We start from the raw sequence: 15238 nt of genomic DNA on the forward strand, positions 1-15238 counted from the left end.
TTAACGTCGTTTACCATGACAGTTTTTAAATTTCTTACCAGAACCACATGGGCACAAGTCATTGCGCTTCACTTGACTTAGGTCCAAATCAGCTGGAAGATTTGTCTGTTGAGCAGCAATATTTCGAGTTGCTGTCGTACTGATATGATGTTCGGTTTGTGGTCGTTCTTGTTCATGAATTTGTGCTTTCATCATCAAGCGAGTCACATCAAACTCAATCGAACCAATCATATCATTAAACATACGGAAACCTTCCGCTTGATACTCTACGACAGGGTTGTTTTGGGCATAACCACGAAGACCAACAGCATTTCTCAACTGATCAAGGGCATCAATATGGTCTGTCCATTTGTTGTCAACTACACGTAGAATCAATACTTTTTGGAATTCTTTAACGGCTTCTTCATCACGAAGTTTAGCAACTTGGCTATCGTAGACTTTCAACGCACGTTGGTATAGTTCATCCTTGATAGCTTGGTCTGACAAACCTTCTAGGTCTGAAAGTGAAATTGAATCTTCTGGAAGCAAGTTGTACTTGGCAAAGTTCAAGATTGCTTCAAGTTTTTCATCTTGTTTAGAACGAGCATGTCCATCGACAATTCGTCCAATCGTACGGCGAATCATGGCGTGAATTTCAGGAGCCAAGTCACGTTCTGCAGTGATAACATCATAACGTTGTGCGTAGATGATCTCACGTTGTTCACGCATAACGTCATCATATTGGAGGACTTGTTTACGAGTATCGTAGTTATTTCCTTCAACACGTTTTTGCGCTGCTTCGACCTGACGTGTCAACATACGAGATTCGATGGCTTCGTCAGACATATTGAGACGTTCAAAGACACCTTTCAAACGTTCTGAACCAAAACGTTTCATCAAATCATCTTCGAGTGACAAGTAGAACTGTGACTCACCTGGGTCACCTTGACGACCTGAACGTCCACGAAGCTGGTTATCGATACGACGGCTCTCATGACGTTCTGTACCGATGACACAAAGACCGCCAAGTTCACGAACCCCTTCACCAAGCTTAATATCGGTACCACGACCGGCCATGTTGGTTGCGATAGTGATCGCACCACGTTGACCAGCATTCATGATGATTTGCGCTTCTCTGTAGTGGTTTTTAGCATTCAATACTTCGTGAGGCACGCCTGCTTCAACCAATTTCTTAGAAAGAAAATCACTGGTTTCAACGGCAACAGTACCTACCAAGACTGGCTGACCTTTTTGGTAACGCGCCTTAACATCTTCTACTACAGCCTTGAATTTTGCATCGAGGCTAGCGTAGAGAAGGTCTGAATGGTCGATACGTTGGATCGGACGGTTGGTGGGAATTGGAATAACACGAATGTTATAGATTTCGCGGAATTCCTCTTCTTCTGTTTTACCAGTACCAGTCATACCTGCCAATTTTTTATACATACGGAAAAGGTTTTGGTAGGTAATCGATGCTGATGTCTTGGTTTCATCTTGGATTGGCACACCTTCTTTAGCTTCAATCGCTTGGTGCAAACCATCAGAGTAACGACGACCTTCCATTGTACGACCTGTAAATTGGTCGACAATCAAGATTTCTTGTTCTTCGCTGACCACATAGTCAATATCAAGAATCATGATGTAGTTGGCACGAAGGGCGTTGTCGATAAAGTGAGTCAAAGCCACATTTTCGATATCATAAAGATTTTCTAGTTTGAAGAAACTTTCAGCCTTGTCAATACCTGAATCAGACAAACCGATTGTCTTAGACTGAATATCAATGATATAGTCATCTTTATCCAAAGACTTCACAAAGTGGTCAGCCATATGGTAAAGTTGGCTTGTTTCAACTGCATTAGCTCCTGAAACGATCAATGGTGTACGAGCTTCGTCAATCAAGATAGAGTCAACCTCATCGACCAAGGCATAGTTAAGTGGGCGTTGAACCATGTTCTCCGCACGAACAACCATGTTATCACGAAGATAGTCGAAACCAATTTCTGAGTTCGTTGAGTAAGTAATATCACAGAGATAAGCTTCTTTTTTCTCCATTGGAGATTTTGCAGCCAAGTTGATCCCTACTGACAAACCAAGCCATGAGTACAACTCACCCATTTCAGTGGCGTCACGTTCTGTAAGGTATTCGTTGACGGTAACTACGTGGACACCTTTTCCTGCAAGGGCATTAAGATATACCGGCATAGTCGCTGTTAAGGTTTTACCTTCACCAGTACGCATTTCTGGAACGTCACCATGGTGAAGAACGATACCACCCATAACCTGAACCTTGTATGGGAAAAGTCCAAGAACACGCTTAGCTCCCTCACGTACAACCGCAAAGGCTTCGTACAAGAGTTGATCAAGGGTTTCACCATTTTGATAACGTTGCTTAAATTCTTCTGTCTTAGCTTGCAACTGCTCGTCTGTCAAAGCAGCCATTTCATCTTCGTATTTGAGGACTTTATCAGCCATCTTTTCTAAGCGACGAAGTTCCCCTTTATCATTTTCGATGATTGTTTTTAATAAATTTGCCATTTTTTTCCTTACTTTAAATTCTGAATATTTTAGAATGTTCTTTTTATTGTAGCATATTCGCTAAATTTTTTCAAGAAAGAATCCGTGTTTATACAAGCTAAAAAAGGCTCATTTAGAGCCTTTTTTTGTAAATGTTCAAACTATTGCTAATCATTGATTTTCTTTTAGAAATTTCAAGCCTATTCTTTGGTTGTAGAATTACCAAAGTCAACCTTTGGAGCTGTCTTAGCTTCTTCGCTTTCTTTAAAGGTTTCTGCCTCTTTAAAGTTCAGCATATTAGCGAAAAGAACTGTTGGGAAACTTCTTAATTTTTGATTGTATTCTGTTGCCACTTTGTTGTAATCCTTGCGGGCTACAAAGATTCGATTTTCACTTCCAGCCAATTCCGTCATCAGTTGTTCCACATTTTGATTGCTCTTGAGTTCTGGATAATTTTCTGTTAGCGATATCAAACGTGAAATAGCTGAACTCAACTCTCCTTGAGCCTCTTGATTTTCTTTTGAAGTTACGGAGCCATTCCCAATTTTAGCACGAGCTTCCGCAATCTTGGTAAAAACCTCTGTCTCATGGTTCATCTGGCCTTTTACAGACTCTACCAAATTTCCAATCAAGTCAGAACGACGTTGAAGAGCTGTCGCTACATCAGCTTGCGCTTGTTCGACCTTGGTTTGTTCAGAGACAAGACCATTATAAGTGCCTACTACAGAGCAACCGCCAAGCAAGATAATAGCCAGCAAAATGCCCAACACATAAATAATTCCTTTATTTTTCATATCTAAACCTACTTATTTTCTTAATTTTCACACGAACATTACCAATCATCGGATGATCCACCGCCATCGAAGCCACCACCGTCCCAGCTACTAGAGGAGTCAGATCCTGAGTCGGACCAAGATGAACCTGAGTCAGATGAGTCACTAAACCACCATCCTCCGTCAGAGGAATCTCCTCCTCGGCCACCGCCACCTCCTCTAATAATGGCTATAAATACGATAATGAAATAAATGATTATCCCGACTCCGAACACATTGTCCATAGGGTCACTGTTCTTACGATGACTAGACGAGCTACTATTGCGACTCGATTTTTTACCACTGATGCTATCAGAATAATGTTTGATATCAGAGGAGTCATCAGATGGAAATGTTCCACTTCCTCTATAAAACTGATTGTCCAAGCCTTTGGCAATCGCTAGAATTCCTTTACCATAGTCACCAGTTTTAAAATCTGTACGGCTGGCTGCCAAGATCTGCTTGGTTTGATAGTCCGTTATTCTAATGGCGGTGTTATTACTGGTTTCAATTCTTGATTTACGGTCTTGAACGGCTACTACAATGAGACTTCCAAAATTATCTCCTGAATAGCCAATCTTCCAAGCCCTGGCAGTTTCATTAGCCACTGTTTCAATGCTTTCTCCTTCCAGACTATCTACGATATAGACACCTATTTGAAGCTTTTCTGCCTTTTGACTATTAGTTTCATTCAAATCACGAATCTGAGTAACTACTTCCTCTGTCAAATAATGATTTGGGTCATAGATACCATAGTCTGGTTTTTCAGGTGCAGTGAATGCTGATAGGAAGAAAAATGCCATTAGCAATCCAAGTAGACGCACCAAGAAAGGATTCTTTAACAATCTATCTTTTTTCATAATAACCTCCTTATGCAAGGAAAATTGTTTAGAGCATTATAGCATTTTGAATCTTACAAAGAAAGTACGTTTCCATTACAAAACCGTGACAAGGACTAGGAAAATGATGTTAATTTGATGACAGATTTAGATCTACGCTCTTGGTATCATCTACAAAAAAGAAGGTCTGTTAACCTTCTTCTTTTTATCATTTTATTTCCGTTTTCTTGCGATCAGATGGATTGGCGTTCCTTCAAAGACGAAGGCCTTGCGGATTTGATTTTCTAAGAAACGCAAGTAAGAGAAGTGCATAAGCTCTTCTTCGTTGACAAAAATCACAAAGGTCGGTGGTTTGGTTGCCACTTGAGTCGCATAGAAGATCTTGAGACGTTTCCCTTTGTCTGTCGGTGTTGGGTTGATGGCGATAGCATCCATAATGACATCATTCAAGACTGCTGATGGGATACGGGTATTTTGACTTTCGCTGATTTGTTTAATCATCTCAGGCAATTTGTGGAGACGTTGCTTGGTCAAGGCCGAAACAAAGATAATCGGTGCGTAAGGCAAGTATTGGAACTGCTCACGGATATCTTCTTCCCAGTTTTTCATAGTGTGGTTGTCTTTTTCAAGGGTATCCCACTTATTGACCACGATAATCATCCCTTTACCAGCTTCGTGGGCAAATCCTGCGATACGCTTGTCGTACTCACGGATACCTTCTTCAGCATTGAGGACCATCAAGACTACATCTGAACGGTCAATAGCACGCATGGCACGCATGACTGAGTATTTCTCTGTGTTTTCATAGACTTTACCAGACTTACGCATACCAGCCGTATCAATCATGGTAAACTCTTGGCCATCCGCATCTGTAAAATGTGTATCAATGGCATCACGAGTTGTACCAGCAACAGGACTGGCAATCACGCGGTCTTCTCCCAAAATGGCATTGATCAAGCTAGATTTTCCGACATTCGGGCGACCAATCAAGCTGAATTTAATGACATCTGGATTTTCATCTTCGACTTCATGTGGAAGATTTTCGACGATGGCATCTAGTACATCCCCTGTACCAATCCCGTGCACAGATGAAATTGGCAATGGTTCTCCCAATCCAAGAGCATAGAAATCATAGATATCATTTCGCATCTCTGGATTATCAACCTTGTTGACCGCGAGGATAACAGGTTTATGAGTTTTATAGAGTTTACGGGCTACGTATTCATCTGCATCCGTAATTCCTTCTTTACCGGAAACCACAAAAACGATGACATCAGCTTCTTCCATAGCAATCTCTGCCTGGTGCTTGATTTGTTCCATAAATGGAGCATCAACATCATCAATCCCTCCAGTATCAATCATACTGAAAGAACGGTTAAGCCATTCACCAGTAGCATAGATACGGTCCCGTGTCACTCCTTCGACATCTTCTACGATTGAGATGCGTTCCCCTGCAATACGATTAAACAGGGTTGATTTCCCAACATTGGGACGTCCTACGATGGCGACAGTTGGTAAGGCCATGTTTTCTCACTTTCTATAATAAGTTCTTTTGTTCAAGATTTTCTCTAGTTGAGCTTGGTTCAGGCTGACCGAATTGCTCTGCAAGACGTTGACTCCAAGTGGTAGTCGCACGAGCTCCGGCATATTCAGTCTGCACACGGTCATAGGCTTCAATAGCCTCAGTTGTTTGTTCTTGATATTCTTCCTCAAAAACAACATTCTCTAGTGGCAATCTTGGTTTTACATCATGTTTTTGGTTCGGCACACCAAGTGCAATCCCAAAAACTGAGTAGGTATAGTCAGGAAGCTTGAACAATTCTGCTAATTCAACAGATTTGTAACGCACCAAACCGATGATTACTCCACCATAGCCAAGGCTTTCTGCCACAAGCAAGGTATTCTGTCCAGCCAAGGCTGCGTCTACAGAAGTAATGAGGAGTCCTTCCACCCCTTGAGGTTGGAAAGTATCGGTATGGAGACGAGCCCCTTTTTCTGCACGGTTTAAATCTCCTACAAAGAGGAGGAAGGCGGCAGACTGACGAATCGCTTCCTGAGGAACCAGCTCAAAAAGAGCATCTTTCTTTTCTTGACTTCTGACTAGAATCACAGAATAAGATTGGAAATTTTTCCAAGAAGAAGCCATTTGGGCAGCTGATAAAATCTCATTCAAGTCCTCTTGAGGGATCGCTTCTTCTTTAAATCTGCGAACCGAGGTATGAGATTTCATTAAGGTGATTGTTTCACTCATCGGCGATTCTCTCCTTCTAGTCGTGTTTCTTCTGCTAAATAACGGATACGCTCCATAACGCGTCTAGCTTCCCATGTTTCATCGTTTCCGTTCTTGCCTTTAGCAAAATGTTTTTCCAAATCTTCAAAATTGAAATTTGAGGTAAAGAAGGTTGGCAAATCTTCCTGCATACGATATTGGAGAATGACTTGCAAGACTTCATCACGCACCCAAGGCGTTGATTGCTCTGCACCAATATCATCCAAAATCAAGACTTCAGCTTGCTTGATTTCATCCACCAAATTCTTAACATTCCCATCACCGATAGCATTTTTGACATCAATGACAAAGCTAGGATAGTGAAGAAGAGTTGATGAAACCCCACGTTTTTCTGACAAATCATGGGCTAGGGCAGCCACCATAAAGCTCTTTCCAACTCCAAAGTCTCCATAGAGATAGAGACCTTTACGGACTTCTGGATATTGCTCAACAAAGGTAAAGAGCTTTTCAAAAACTGGCAAACGTCCCAAATCATCCAAATCAACTTGAGCCAAACTAGCTTTTTTAAGACTGGCTGGAAGATTAATCAGTTTGAGACGGTTCTTGATAGCTGCTTCTTTCTCAGCCGCAATCAGTTCCGGAGTTTCCTCATAGGATACATCTGCGTAACCATGATTCATAACTAGAATTGGCTTATAGCCACGCGCGATATAGTCGGTATCTCCACGAAGGAACTTATCTCGCTCGGTGATGTATTGGTTAAACTTAGAGATACTACGATTCAATTCCTCTTGACTGAGAGATTCCTTCTGGATAAAAGCCGCAACATCCGGATCTTTTACAATCTGCTGGACCAGGTCCTGGTATTGAAAACGGCTGGGATGATCTTTAAGCACATCTCCTACACTTTCCATCTAGTCTCCTCCTTTTCCTAATCGGTCTAACATTTCTTTTTTCTTACGTTCTAACTCCAAGCGAGTTTCTTTGCTGGTTTCATTTTTATATTCTGGATTACTCCATTTTGGGACATTGCTTTTGGCTTGGCTTGGCTTGGCTGATTTTTGTTCTTGCCCCTTTTGATTCTTCTCTCTGATTCGAAGCACAGCTTCTTCAGCAGAACGAATCTTGTTATAAGAGTAATCATTAGCCACTTTCATGGCATATTTTTCATTGAGATTGGCCGAATCAACCTTATTGAAGGTCAAGAGTATAACGACATTGATGACTTCATCAAGCAGTCCCAAATCCGCCATCTGTTTTAGCAAATCGCGTTCGGCTTGGATAATTCCAGCATTTCGGGTTTGTTTGATACCCGCTAAAAATTGCAGGGCCGTTTTACTTTTAGCTTCTCGGATAATGGTCGCTTCTTGGGGACTAAAGTCCGATGCAACAGACTCTTGTGCTAATTTTTCACGCATACGCTTGACAGAAATAACTTGTGAAACTGCTGTCACCTTAGCCAATTGATAGGTTTCAAACCAGGTCCATTTTTTCTCATCAGCAATTTTAAATAACTCTAAAACATCTGACTGTTCATCTTGGAAACGGAGATTATCTCTCGCCATGAGCTGACGAAAATGCTCCAAATCAAAATCATTTTTAAAATCAGCTTTTACTGACATCTCGTCATGACTAGCCAATTCTTCTATCTCTGGAAAGGCCTGACTCAAAGGAACGGTCAAAGGCTCTCCATCTGCCTGCTCTTGGCGCAAATCAGAAACTACTGGCTCACCGATTTTTTTCTCCAATAAGGTACGATAAACCGTATGACGCAAGAAATCTGAGCTAGAAAGCGTTGGATGAATAGCAAGTTCATAGCCGTCACCCTTTTGATAGAGGGTAACCAAATTGAAGGCTGATAAGATTTTAAAGGCTTTTAAAAGCCTGTCCATCCCAAAATTGAGATGATTGAGGATAGCTGCAAAAAGATGTTCCTTTTGCCCATTATCCCAAAAGGCTAGGGTGTAAAGGTAAAGACTCAGCGCATCCTGACCGATAATCGGGAGGTAGCACTGCACCAAAGTTGTGGGATCTTGCGACACCCGATTATTCTTTAGAAAAGAAAAACGATCATTAGGCTTCATTTATTTTTCCTTTTTCTTCTTTGAAGATTGCGTAATTTGTTTGAGAAGATTCTCGAGCTCACTCACGTCTTTAAAACTACGATAGACACTAGCGAAACGAACATAAGTAATTTCGTCTAGTTCAGCCAGTTCTTCCATGACGAGAGAACCAATATCTTCACTTTGAATTTCATTATCATTGCGACTGAGGAGTTTTTGTTCAATACGATTGACTACCATGCCAATCTCATCACTAGACACCGGACGTTTTTGAGCCGAACGAATAATCCCGTTAAAGATTTTATCTCTGGAGAACTGCTCCCGTGTGCCATCCTTCTTGACCACAACCAGCGTTCTCTCTTCTACACGTTCATAGGTTGTAAAACGATGTTGGCATTCTTCACACTCACGTCTTCTTCTAATCGTATTTCCTTCTTCAGCCTGACGGCTATCGATAACACTTGATTTAGTAGCGCCACATTTTGGACAACGCATGCCTTCCCCTCCTTGTCGTTTTCTTTTCATTATACCATTTTTTAAGCAATTCCCAAAATAATTCTCCTTTTAGCTTGACAAGTTTTTTGTTTAGTTGTATTATTTAAGTGACACAAAAAGAAGTTGTAGAAAGGAGACCGTGATGTCCTGGACATTTGATAACAACAAACCCATTTATTTGCAGATAATGGATAAGATCAAACTGCAAATCGTTTCCCATAAACTAGAACCCAACCAACAACTGCCAACTGTCAGAGAACTGGCTAACGAGGCTGGCGTCAATCCTAATACCATCCAACGTGCCCTATCAGATCTAGAAAGAGAAGGCTTTGTATACACCAAGCGGACTGCAGGTCGTTTTGTCACCGAGGACTTGGACCTAATCCTCCAATCCCGGAAGCAACTATCAGAAGAACAAATGCAGCAATTTGTAACAGGCATGGTAGAATTTGGCTATGAAAAAGAAGAACTACCAACTGTTTTGAGAGATTATATTGAAGGAGTTTAGACTATGACCTTGTTAACGTTTGAAAATGTTTCAAAATTCTATGGAGCAAGCCCTGCTCTTGCAAATGTTTCCCTTGAAATCCCAGCAGGAAAGATTGTTGGACTCCTTGGTCCAAATGGTTCCGGAAAAACAACCCTGATTAAACTAATCAACGGTTTACTCCAACCAGAGCAAGGGCGTATCCTCATCAATGGCATGGAACCAAGCCCAGCAACTAAGGCTATCGTTTCTTATCTACCTGATACGACCTATCTCAACGAACAGATGAAGGTCAAAGAAGCTCTTACCTTTTTCAAGACCTTCTATAAAGATTTCAATCTGGAGCGTGCTCAAGGTCTTCTTCGTGACCTTGGTATCGATGAGAATAGCCGTTTCAAGAAACTCTCAAAAGGGAACAAAGAAAAAGTTCAGTTGATTCTGGTCATGAGTCGTGATGCTCGTCTATACGTCCTTGATGAACCAATCGGTGGTGTCGATCCTGCGGCTCGTGACTATATCTTGAACACCATCATCAACAACTACTCTCCAACTTCGACTGTCTTGATTTCAACTCACTTGATTTCAGATATCGAACCAATCTTGGATGAGATTGTCTTCCTCAAGGATGGAAAAGTTGTCCGTCAAGGGAATGTGGATGATATTCGTTACGAGTCGGGTGAATCAATTGACCAGCTCTTCCGTCACGAATTCAAAGCCTAGTTAAAGGAGATTATTATGTTTTGGAATTTAGTTCGTTATGAATTTAAAAATGTCAACAAATGGTTTTTAGCCCTCTATGCAGCTGTACTATCCTTATCTGTCATCATCGGTATTCAGGGCAGTAGCCTCTCAAGCACCTATTATCAAGATAAGGGCGTTGTCATGTTAGTGTTTCTATCTCTGGTTTTTGGGGGTCTGGTTATTACTTTGAGTATCTCAACCTTGATTTTGATTATTCAACGATTTAAGGGAAGTGTTTATGATCGTCGTGGCTATCTAACACTCACCCTGCCAGTATCTGAACACCAGATCCTCTCCGCTAAACTTCTTGGTGCCTTTGTTTGGTCTTTGGCAAGTACAGTGGTCTTCCTTTTTAGCCTTTATATTATCATTTCCATGATTCAACCAGACGCCTTCCTATCTAGTTTTGCCGAGTATATGCTAAAAAATTATACAGATAATTTCTGGTTAGCCTTGATTTCCTATATTTTTAACACTCTTGCAGGTATTCTTTGTATCTACTTGTCTATCTCTATCGGCCAACTCTTTAATGAATACCGTACAGCTCTTGCAGTCGTCGCCTACATAGCCATCCAAGTTGTTCTTGGATTTATCACCCTAAATCTTCGCATCGATTTCGACTATAATTGGGTATTATCCTTTGAAATTTTCAAAGACTTAATCCTTAGCGTCGGCTTCTATCTCGGAACCTACTATATTTTAAAGAACAAAGTAAACTTACAATAATGAATGAAGCCCCTAGCAAATAAAGCTAGGGGCTTCTTTTTACACAAAGAAATATAACATTCTTATTTTTTAACTCAATATCAAACCTGCTACGATCGGACTTACAAATACATAGAGAATACCGGTAACACCGATGGCTAGTCCTCCCATAGCACCTGCAACTGGTCCATAGCTAAAAGCTGTTCCAGTCCCAACTGCGTGACCAGTTCCTCCAAGAGCAAGACCAACAGCTACTGGGTCGTCAATCTTGAGCCATTTTAAAAGTGTTGGTCCAATAACGCTAGTCAAAATGCCAGTTGCTACCACAACTACCAAGGTGATCGTCGCTATCCCTTGTAGCTTATCCGTAATTCCAACTGCCATGGCCGTCGTTACAGACTTTGGAAAAAGCGAAATCGCCAAGAAGAAATCCATACCGAAAAATTTTGCAACTAAAGCTGTAAAAACTGTATTTACAACAACAGCAAGGAAACTACTGAGTAGAATACTTCTAACATGGTGTTTCATGAGGTGAAAACTCTTATAAAGAGGAATTCCTAGAGCCACTGTTGAGGGAACAATCAAGTTATTGAGGTAGACCCCACCTTGATAATAGGCAACATAAGAAATACCAGTCAGTTTTAGAAAAACAATGATAAATAAAGTTGCTAGCAGCAAGGGAGTGGTCAGAGGATGAGGGTACCGTCTAAAGATAATCATGCCTCCAAGATAAGCCAAAATGGACAAGGCTATCCCAAAAAGTGGATTGGATACAAATTCGCTCATTTGGCACCTCTTTCTTCGTAATCTCCTTCATAACGCTTTTTGATAAACTGAACTACAAGCGCAATCAAGATAATATTGATAACTGCTGCAAAAAAGACAATCAAGACAATGGGCAATAAATAAGGAGCAATCACATCAAATTTCTCCATAATCCCAACTGCAGGAGGCAAAAATAGAATAGTCATATTAGCTAGGAGAAAATTCCCAACCATGTTGACATGACGTACCCGCAACCACTTGAACTGCAAGGCTAAAAATAAAATAATTAAACCGATAATACTTCCAGGAATAGGCAAATGGAAAAAGCTAGAGATTCCCTCACCAATCAGTGAAATGACAAAGAGAATCATTAACTGAACATATAATTTCATCGTTTACTCCACAAATAGACTTTCTGCATACCAGTTTACTCTTTTTTCAGAAAATTTCAAGGAAATACACAAGAAACATCCTTCTTGCTATCTATTCCAAAAAGTTGTATACTAATTGCGTGCGCAAGCATCTCAGATAGGTAAATCTGTTTATAACTACCATATAGAAAGGAGATTGATATGACTTACTTAGAAAAATGGTTTGACTTCAACCGCCGACAAGTAGAGCTAGAAGCTCTTTTAGAGCAAACGATTGCTGAGCAGAGTGACCAAAGCCTAACGCTCAAAGAATTCTATCTCTTGCACTTTTTAAATCAGGCTCAAGAAAAATCTTTGAGACAGATTGACCTGCCTGACAAACTCCATCTGAGTCCAAGTGCTGTATCACGAATGGTGGCACGCCTAGAAGCCAAAAATTGTGCTTTACTTAGTCGGAGATGTTGTGACCAGGATAAGCGAGCTAGTTTTATCTGCCTCACTAAGGAGGGTCAGACAACTCTTGCCTATCTACAAAAAGCTGTAGAAGAAAGCCTTGAAACAAAAGCAAGTTGGCTTTCCTAAAATTTTTACAAAAAACTTGCGTGCGCAATCAATTTTCTTGACATTCCTTTTTCCAAGGAGTAAAATGAAGATATGATTTAGCAAAGGAGAATCCTATGATTGAAATCACTTATCTTGATGCCAGCAAGCAAGAGAGAACCATGACCTTCGAGTCATACGAAGAATTTGAACGTTCTCAACATGCCTGCCTGATTGGTGTCGCAGACTACTACCCTGTCCAAAAAGTAACCTACAAGGGACATGATTTGGACTACCATGGGACTTATGGAGATGTTTTCTTCTATCTCATGAAACAAGATTTAAGCCAATATAATTAAAAAGGAGAAATACTATGGCAAAAGCAATTACAGATGCAACATTCGAACAAGAAACTAAAGACGGATTGGTCTTGGTAGACTTCTGGGCTACTTGGTGTGGTCCATGTCGTATGCAAGGTCCAATCTTGGACAAATTGTCTGAAGAACTTTCAGAAGATGTCTTGAAGATCGTTAAAATGGACGTTGATGAAAATCCAAACACAGCTCGTGCATTTGGTATCATGTCTATCCCTACTCTTCTCTTCAAGAAAGATGGACAAGTTGTTAAACAAGTGGCTGGTGTTCACACCGCAGAACAAATCAAAGCCATCGTTGCTGAATTAAGCTAATCAAAGGAGAGACCAAGTGCATTCATTTGGTCTCTTTTTTCTTGCCCTTTGCCATTTTTCAAAAAATATGCTAGACTGTAACTAGAATATTACGATGTTTGGGACATGCCATCGCTAAAAAAAACCTCTACTTGGTATTTTTTAGCTCCCTCTGGGGAGCTTTTTGCGTGCTCTGAACATTTCCCATTTTGGAAGGAGTACTATGAAACGTCAATCAGCCTTGGTCGTCTTTAGTGGCGGTCAAGATTCAACAACCTGCCTTTTCTGGGCCAAGCAACACTATGAAAAGGTCGAAGCCGTTACCTTTGCCTACGGTCAACGTCACCATTTAGAAATTCAAGTGGCCAAAGAAATCGCTGAGGAACAAGGAATTCGTCATCATATCCTAGATATGTCTCTGCTAGGACAAATTACTGAAAATGCCTTGACTTCAGATTTAGAAATTGAGCAAAAAGAAGGAGAGGTTCCTAATACCTTCGTTGACGGTCGCAATCATCTCTTTCTGTCCTTTGCGGCAGTCCTTGCCAAGCAGCGTGGAATTACGGATATCGTGACAGGAGTGTGCGAAACAGACTTCTCAGGTTATCCTGACTGTCGGGATGTCTTTGTCAAATCACTCAATGTCACGCTCAACCTTGCTATGGATTACGACTTTGTGATCCAAACGCCTCTCATGTGGCTAGACAAGGCTGAAACTTGGGAATTAGATGACCAACTTGGTGCCTTTGACTACGTTCGTGAGAAGACCTTGACCTGCTACAATGGGATCATTGGTACTGGTTGTGGAGCTTGTCCTGCCTGCCATCTACGCCAACATGGTTTAGAGGTTTATCTCTCTCAGAAAGGAGAGGCCTGATGTTTTTTGCCCCCAAAGAAATCAAACAAGAAACTGGGGAATCTCTTGTCTACAATCCTCACAGAACCTTAGTTTCAAAAGAATTTACCTTCGATGCTGCCCACCACCTCTTTCACTATGAAGGAAAATGCAAATCCCTACACGGTCACACCTATCATCTGCAAATCGCTGTCAGTGGATTTTTAGATGATAGAGGTATGACCTACGATTTCGGAGACATCAAAGCTATCTACAAGGACTACTTAGAGCCCCACTTGGATCATCGCTATCTCAATGAAACCCTGCCCTACATGAATACGACTGCTGAAAATATGGTTTACTGGATTTTCCAAACCATGAGTCAGAAGTTGCCAGACGAGCGCGGTCTCCGTTTGGAATATGTTCGCCTCTATGAAACTCCGACTGCCTTTGCAGAGTTTAGACGGGAGTGGTTAGATGACTAAGGAACGTGTCCTCAAACTACCAGTTCTAGAAATTTTTGGGCCTACCTTTCAAGGTGAAGGTCGTGCTATTGGCCAGAAAACCATGTTTGTCCGCACTGCTGGTTGCGACTACCACTGCGACTGGTGCGACTCTGCCTTTACTTGGGACGGTTCTGAAAAACCAACTCGTATGACAGCTGATGAAGTAATCGCTGAGTTAGACAAACTAGGAAGCTACGACTATGTCACCCTATCTGGAGGAAATCCTGCTATCCTAGCAGCCAACATGGCTGAGCTAGTAACCAAGCTCAAGGAACGTGGTATCACTCTGGCTGTTGAGACCCAAGGCTCCCGCTGGCAAAATTGGTTAAAAGATATCGACCAAGTCACTCTGAGTCCTAAGCCTCCTTCCTCCAAGATGGAAGTCAACTTTGAGACCTTGGACTTTATCGTTTCCCAACTAGACCCAGACAAAGTCACCTTTAAAATCCCTGTCTTTGATGATGCAGATTTAGCCTTTGCCAAAGGTATTCAAGAACGCTACCAACCAGATGTCCTCTTCTTATCGGCGGGAAATCCTGAGCCCAAGGCTACAGGCAATATTGTCCAAGACCAACTGGACCGCCTCAAAGAACTCTGGGAACGTGTCGCTGCCGACGATAGCTGGGGCAATGTCCGCGTCCTTCCTCAACTCCATACCCTCCTCTACGACAACCAACGTGGTGTTTAAG

Annotated in this window: 19 protein-coding genes; 9 read left to right on the plus strand and 10 right to left on the minus strand. The window is 41.4% G+C overall.

Features of this window, described 5'->3' with window-relative positions:
- The 8 genes from secA to nrdR all read right to left on the minus strand — a co-directional run bounded on the left by secA (position 1) and on the right by nrdR (position 8932).
- The gene (secA, locus tag AB8E63_RS06900; RefSeq protein ID WP_368910510.1) at positions 1–2514 is read right to left on the minus strand and encodes a preprotein translocase subunit SecA; all 2514 of its coding nucleotides are present in this window, start codon (positions 2512–2514) and stop codon (positions 1–3) included.
- Between the two features lie 179 nt (positions 2515–2693).
- Complete coding sequence (locus tag AB8E63_RS06905; protein WP_368910512.1) at positions 2694–3287, minus strand: LemA family protein; 594 nt, start codon at positions 3285–3287, stop codon at positions 2694–2696.
- Positions 3288–3325: 38 nt separating this feature from the next.
- Complete coding sequence (locus tag AB8E63_RS06910; RefSeq protein WP_368910514.1) at positions 3326–4165, minus strand: YgcG family protein; 840 nt, start codon at positions 4163–4165, stop codon at positions 3326–3328.
- Between the two features lie 192 nt (positions 4166–4357).
- Positions 4358–5668, minus strand: a complete 1311-nt coding sequence (gene der, locus AB8E63_RS06915; RefSeq protein WP_004250788.1) for a ribosome biogenesis GTPase Der — start codon at positions 5666–5668, stop codon at positions 4358–4360.
- 13 nt (positions 5669–5681) lie between these two features.
- Complete coding sequence (locus AB8E63_RS06920) at positions 5682–6395, minus strand: nitroreductase family protein (RefSeq protein WP_368910516.1); 714 nt, start codon at positions 6393–6395, stop codon at positions 5682–5684.
- Positions 6392–7288, minus strand: coding sequence for a primosomal protein DnaI (dnaI, locus tag AB8E63_RS06925; RefSeq protein ID WP_006153038.1), 897 nt, complete (start codon positions 7286–7288; stop codon positions 6392–6394). The genes AB8E63_RS06920 and dnaI overlap by 4 nt, the downstream gene beginning before the upstream one ends.
- Positions 7289–8458 (minus strand): DNA helicase, encoded by a 1170-nt coding sequence (locus tag AB8E63_RS06930; RefSeq protein ID WP_368910518.1) that lies wholly within the window; start codon positions 8456–8458, stop codon positions 7289–7291.
- Positions 8459–8932, minus strand: coding sequence for a transcriptional regulator NrdR (nrdR, locus tag AB8E63_RS06935; protein WP_004250782.1), 474 nt, complete (start codon positions 8930–8932; stop codon positions 8459–8461).
- 142 nt (positions 8933–9074) lie between these two features.
- Here nrdR and AB8E63_RS06940 point away from each other — a divergent pair, with 142 nt between their 5' ends.
- From AB8E63_RS06940 to AB8E63_RS06950, 3 genes are read left to right on the plus strand one after another with little or no spacing between them, the layout of a single operon-like run.
- Positions 9075–9440, plus strand: coding sequence for a GntR family transcriptional regulator (locus tag AB8E63_RS06940; protein WP_368910520.1), 366 nt, complete (start codon positions 9075–9077; stop codon positions 9438–9440).
- 3 nt (positions 9441–9443) lie between these two features.
- On the plus strand, positions 9444–10139 hold the full coding sequence (locus AB8E63_RS06945; protein ID WP_368910522.1) for an ABC transporter ATP-binding protein: 696 nt from the start codon (positions 9444–9446) through the stop codon (positions 10137–10139).
- A gap of 15 nt (positions 10140–10154) precedes the next feature.
- Entirely contained in the window at positions 10155–10886 is a 732-nt protein-coding gene (locus tag AB8E63_RS06950; protein ID WP_368910524.1) for a hypothetical protein, read from the plus strand.
- A gap of 69 nt (positions 10887–10955) precedes the next feature.
- Here AB8E63_RS06950 and AB8E63_RS06955 read toward each other — a convergent pair whose 3' ends face one another.
- Positions 10956–11651, minus strand: a complete 696-nt coding sequence (locus AB8E63_RS06955) for an LrgB family protein (RefSeq protein WP_225750002.1) — start codon at positions 11649–11651, stop codon at positions 10956–10958.
- Positions 11648–12022 carry a CidA/LrgA family protein gene (locus tag AB8E63_RS06960; RefSeq protein ID WP_004250774.1) on the minus strand — a complete coding sequence of 125 codons (375 nt, stop codon included), beginning with the start codon at positions 12020–12022 and terminating at the stop codon, positions 11648–11650. The genes AB8E63_RS06955 and AB8E63_RS06960 overlap by 4 nt, the downstream gene beginning before the upstream one ends.
- A gap of 180 nt (positions 12023–12202) precedes the next feature.
- Between AB8E63_RS06960 and AB8E63_RS06965 the strand changes: the two genes are divergently transcribed.
- The 6 genes from AB8E63_RS06965 to queE all read left to right on the plus strand — a co-directional run bounded on the left by AB8E63_RS06965 (position 12203) and on the right by queE (position 15237).
- The gene (locus tag AB8E63_RS06965; protein WP_006149405.1) at positions 12203–12583 is read left to right on the plus strand and encodes a MarR family winged helix-turn-helix transcriptional regulator; all 381 of its coding nucleotides are present in this window, start codon (positions 12203–12205) and stop codon (positions 12581–12583) included.
- A gap of 95 nt (positions 12584–12678) precedes the next feature.
- Positions 12679–12900 (plus strand): DUF4649 family protein, encoded by a 222-nt coding sequence (locus tag AB8E63_RS06970; protein WP_004250771.1) that lies wholly within the window; start codon positions 12679–12681, stop codon positions 12898–12900.
- 14 nt (positions 12901–12914) lie between these two features.
- Entirely contained in the window at positions 12915–13229 is a 315-nt protein-coding gene (gene trxA, locus AB8E63_RS06975) for a thioredoxin (RefSeq protein WP_001029581.1), read from the plus strand.
- A 202-nt stretch (positions 13230–13431) separates the two neighbouring features.
- A complete protein-coding gene (queC, locus tag AB8E63_RS06980) occupies positions 13432–14085 on the plus strand; it encodes a 7-cyano-7-deazaguanine synthase QueC (RefSeq protein ID WP_368910528.1) in 654 nt (217 codons plus the stop codon).
- On the plus strand, positions 14085–14528 hold the full coding sequence (gene queD, locus AB8E63_RS06985; RefSeq protein WP_368910529.1) for a 6-carboxytetrahydropterin synthase QueD: 444 nt from the start codon (positions 14085–14087) through the stop codon (positions 14526–14528). The genes queC and queD overlap by 1 nt, the downstream gene beginning before the upstream one ends.
- The gene (gene queE, locus AB8E63_RS06990; RefSeq protein ID WP_368910531.1) at positions 14521–15237 is read left to right on the plus strand and encodes a 7-carboxy-7-deazaguanine synthase QueE; all 717 of its coding nucleotides are present in this window, start codon (positions 14521–14523) and stop codon (positions 15235–15237) included. The genes queD and queE overlap by 8 nt, the downstream gene beginning before the upstream one ends.
- Position 15238 lies beyond the last annotated feature (1 nt).

The organism is Streptococcus sp. oral taxon 061, from assembly GCF_964211575.1.
Lineage (GTDB): Bacteria > Bacillota > Bacilli > Lactobacillales > Streptococcaceae > Streptococcus.

What these genes read in the sequence shown, in the direction of transcription:
- nrdR (WP_004250782.1), bottom strand. Translation starts at nt 8,932, where the DNA reads ATGCGTTGTCCAAAATGTGGCGCTACTAAATCAAGTGTTATCGATAGC.
- AB8E63_RS06955 (WP_225750002.1), bottom strand. Translation starts at nt 11,651, where the DNA reads ATGAGCGAATTTGTATCCAATCCACTTTTTGGGATAGCCTTGTCCATT.
- dnaI (WP_006153038.1), bottom strand. Translation starts at nt 7,288, where the DNA reads ATGGAAAGTGTAGGAGATGTGCTTAAAGATCATCCCAGCCGTTTTCAA.
- AB8E63_RS06940 (WP_368910520.1), top strand. Translation starts at nt 9,075, where the DNA reads ATGTCCTGGACATTTGATAACAACAAACCCATTTATTTGCAGATAATG.
- AB8E63_RS06965 (WP_006149405.1), top strand. Translation starts at nt 12,203, where the DNA reads ATGACTTACTTAGAAAAATGGTTTGACTTCAACCGCCGACAAGTAGAG.
- AB8E63_RS06945 (WP_368910522.1), top strand. Translation starts at nt 9,444, where the DNA reads ATGACCTTGTTAACGTTTGAAAATGTTTCAAAATTCTATGGAGCAAGC.
- queD (WP_368910529.1), top strand. Translation starts at nt 14,085, where the DNA reads ATGTTTTTTGCCCCCAAAGAAATCAAACAAGAAACTGGGGAATCTCTT.
- AB8E63_RS06905 (WP_368910512.1), bottom strand. Translation starts at nt 3,287, where the DNA reads ATGAAAAATAAAGGAATTATTTATGTGTTGGGCATTTTGCTGGCTATT.
- AB8E63_RS06910 (WP_368910514.1), bottom strand. Translation starts at nt 4,165, where the DNA reads ATGAAAAAAGATAGATTGTTAAAGAATCCTTTCTTGGTGCGTCTACTT.
- AB8E63_RS06930 (WP_368910518.1), bottom strand. Translation starts at nt 8,458, where the DNA reads ATGAAGCCTAATGATCGTTTTTCTTTTCTAAAGAATAATCGGGTGTCG.
- AB8E63_RS06950 (WP_368910524.1), top strand. Translation starts at nt 10,155, where the DNA reads ATGTTTTGGAATTTAGTTCGTTATGAATTTAAAAATGTCAACAAATGG.
- AB8E63_RS06960 (WP_004250774.1), bottom strand. Translation starts at nt 12,022, where the DNA reads ATGAAATTATATGTTCAGTTAATGATTCTCTTTGTCATTTCACTGATT.
- queE (WP_368910531.1), top strand. Translation starts at nt 14,521, where the DNA reads ATGACTAAGGAACGTGTCCTCAAACTACCAGTTCTAGAAATTTTTGGG.
- der (WP_004250788.1), bottom strand. Translation starts at nt 5,668, where the DNA reads ATGGCCTTACCAACTGTCGCCATCGTAGGACGTCCCAATGTTGGGAAA.
- trxA (WP_001029581.1), top strand. Translation starts at nt 12,915, where the DNA reads ATGGCAAAAGCAATTACAGATGCAACATTCGAACAAGAAACTAAAGAC.
- queC (WP_368910528.1), top strand. Translation starts at nt 13,432, where the DNA reads ATGAAACGTCAATCAGCCTTGGTCGTCTTTAGTGGCGGTCAAGATTCA.
- secA (WP_368910510.1), bottom strand. Translation starts at nt 2,514, where the DNA reads ATGGCAAATTTATTAAAAACAATCATCGAAAATGATAAAGGGGAACTT.
- AB8E63_RS06920 (WP_368910516.1), bottom strand. Translation starts at nt 6,395, where the DNA reads ATGAGTGAAACAATCACCTTAATGAAATCTCATACCTCGGTTCGCAGA.
- AB8E63_RS06970 (WP_004250771.1), top strand. Translation starts at nt 12,679, where the DNA reads ATGATTGAAATCACTTATCTTGATGCCAGCAAGCAAGAGAGAACCATG.